General features: G+C 69.1%; 2 protein-coding genes and 1 pseudogene. 2 read left to right on the top strand and 1 reads right to left on the bottom strand.

The genetic code is table 11. From position 1 onward, the window contains the following. Positions 1–186: pseudogene (locus tag P409_RS41345) on the top strand (hypothetical protein); the annotation flags it as partial. After that, positions 150–1,892 (top strand): calcium-binding protein, encoded by a 1,743-nt coding sequence (locus P409_RS41340; protein ID WP_034847750.1) that lies wholly within the window; start codon positions 150–152, stop codon positions 1,890–1,892. The pseudogene P409_RS41345 and the gene P409_RS41340, both read left to right, overlap by 37 nt. Positions 1,893–1,909: 17 nt before the next feature. Here the strand turns inward: P409_RS41340 and P409_RS31390 are convergent. Further along, the coding region (locus P409_RS31390; protein ID WP_034847747.1) for a patatin-like phospholipase family protein at positions 1,910–2,637 on the bottom strand (728 nt) is incomplete at its 5' end.

The raw sequence follows: 2,637 nt of genomic DNA, 5'->3' as shown, positions 1-2,637 counted from the left end.
GACGGCGGCGACACGCTGCGCGGCCTGGGCGGCGCCGACATGCTTCGCGGCGAGGCCGGCGCCGATGTGCTGGATGGCGGCGACGGCGACGACCTGCTCGACGGCGGGGCCGGGCGGACCGCTTCCTGGGCGGGGCGGGGCAGGACACCGTGTCCTATTTCGGCAGCTCCGCCGCGGTGCAGCTGAACCTGGCCACCAACGCCAACCATGGCGGCCTGGCCGAGGGCGATGTGTTCCAGGATCACATCGAGATCGTGCATGGCAGCCAGTTCGCCGACACGATCCTGGGATCGGCCGGCGCCGAGACGCTGCGCGGTTTCGGCGGCAATGATGTGCTGCGGGGACAGTCCGGCAATGACATGCTCGAAGGCGGCGACGGCAACGACCAGCTCGATGGCGGCGCCGGGGCGGACCGCTTCCTGGGCGATGCCGGCATCGACCTGGTGACCTATTTCAGCAGCTCGGCCGCGGTGCAGCTGAACCTGATGACCAATGTCAATCATGGCGGCCTGGCGGAGGGCGACACCTTCCAGGATGTGATCGAGACTGTGCATGGCAGCCAATTCGGCGACACGATCATCGGCGCGGCCGGCACCGAGACGCTGCGCGGATTCGGGGGAAACGACGTGCTGCGCGGTCAGGCCGGGGCCTCGCTGGAAGGAGGCAACGGCGACGACCTGCTGTACGCCAGCGCCGGGGCGGACAGGTTCCTGGGCGGCGACGGCTTCGACACCCTGTCCTATGCCGACAGCTCGGCCGGGGTGACGGTCAACCTGCTGCTGGGCACGGGCAGCGGCGGCGCGGCGGCCGGCGACCGCTATCTCGACGGCTTCGACGCGGTGATCGGCAGCGGTTTCAACGACACCCTGATCGGCGGGGCCGCGGCCGAGAGCTTCACCGGAGGCGCCGGCATCGATACCGTCTCCTATTCCGGCAGCGCGGCCGCGGTGACCGTCGACATGGTGACCCGTCTCGGCACCGGCGGGACGGCCGAAGGCGACCGCTATCTCGATGTCTTCGAATCGATCACCGGCACCGGCTTCAACGACACGCTGATCGGCGGGGACGGCGCCGGGGTCATCAGCGGCAACAATGGCGACGACCTGCTCATGGGCGGTGCCGGGGCGGATCGGTTCCGCGGAGGGGACGGGTTCGACACCATCTCCTACGCCGACAGCACCGTCGGCGTGTCGATCAACCTGACCACCAACGTCAACACCGGCGGCACCGCCGAGGGGGATCTGTTCCTCGATACTGTCGAGAAGGTCATCGGCAGCGCCTTCAACGACACGCTGATCGGCAAGTTCGGTCCGGACAATCTGTTCGGCGGAGACGGCGATGACCTTCTGGTCGGGAACAGCCGGAACAATACCCTCGACGGCGGCAACGGCGCCGACATCCTGCGTGGCGGTGATTGGGCGGACGTCCTGATCGGCGGGGCGGGGGATGACCGGCTCGAGGGCCATTCCCGCGAGAACACCCTTGATGGCGGCCTCGGCGCCGACACGCTGGTCGGGGGGGTGACTTATGACTACGACGACTTCGAAGGGGTGGAGTTCGTCAATCGCGGCAATACCCTGACCGGCGGCGCCGGTGCCGACCGGTTCGTCTCAGAAGGCGTATCGACACGCTACGACTACGGTGCCGACCGGATCACGGACTTCTCCCATGTGGAGGGCGACAAGATCGATCTCAGCGAGATCGCCTCGTCGATCAGCTTCATCGGCACCGCCGACTTCACGGGGATGGCCGGGCAGCTGCGCTACGAGTATGTCGCCTCCGGAAACTACACCGCGCTCTCCCTGGATCGCGACGGCGACGGGGTGGGGGACTTCGTCGGCTTCACCCTCGCCGGCAACGTCACCCTGACAGCCGACGATTTCATCCTTTGATCCCGGCGCGCCGCCGGTCACCCGGCCGGCGGCGCCTGCGGGTCCAGACCGTAGGAGGTGACGCGCAGCGCCTCGCGGATGTCGGGGATCGCCGCCTCCGCCGCCTGGTAGCCGAGATCGATCAGCTCCGCCGCCCGGTCGAATTCGGCGGCGCCGATATGGCCCAGCTTCGGGTCGATCGCCACGTCGGGCGGCTCGGCCGCCAGGCGGATCCGGCCCATGCGGTCGAGGATGATGTTCAGCGAGGCCATCATCACCCCGAACAGGCTCGGCATGTCCGGGTCGCGGCGGAACAGCTTGCGGGCGACGCCGTTGAGGCCGCCCAGCAGCGTGCCGCCCGGCATCAGCTCGAGGATGTCGAAGCCGGCGATGCGGGCATAGCCGCCCTCGGGCACCCGGGTCCGGCCCATGATGTCGCCGTTGAGGTTGACCGCGATCACCACCTCGGCCCCGAGGGCACGGCAGACCGAGACCGGCACCGGGTTGACCAGCGCGCCGTCGACCAGCATGTGGCGGCCGATATGGCGCGGCGGGAACACGCCGGGCAGGGAATAGGAGGCCTGGACCACCTCCGACACCCGGCCCTCGCGCAGGCACACCTCATGGCCGGTGAACAGGTCGACGCAGACGGCGCCGAACGGCACGCCGAGATCCTCGACCCGCAGATCGCCGAAGCTCTGGTCCAGGAGCCGGCCCAGCTTGCGGCCGCTGATCAGGGCGGGCAGGCCGAGGCCGAAATCGAGAT

It is taken from the genome of Inquilinus limosus MP06, from assembly GCF_000767795.1.
Taxonomy (GTDB): domain Bacteria; phylum Pseudomonadota; class Alphaproteobacteria; order DSM-16000; family Inquilinaceae; genus Inquilinus; species Inquilinus limosus_E.
This window is presented reverse-complemented; position numbering and strand designations above follow the sequence as displayed.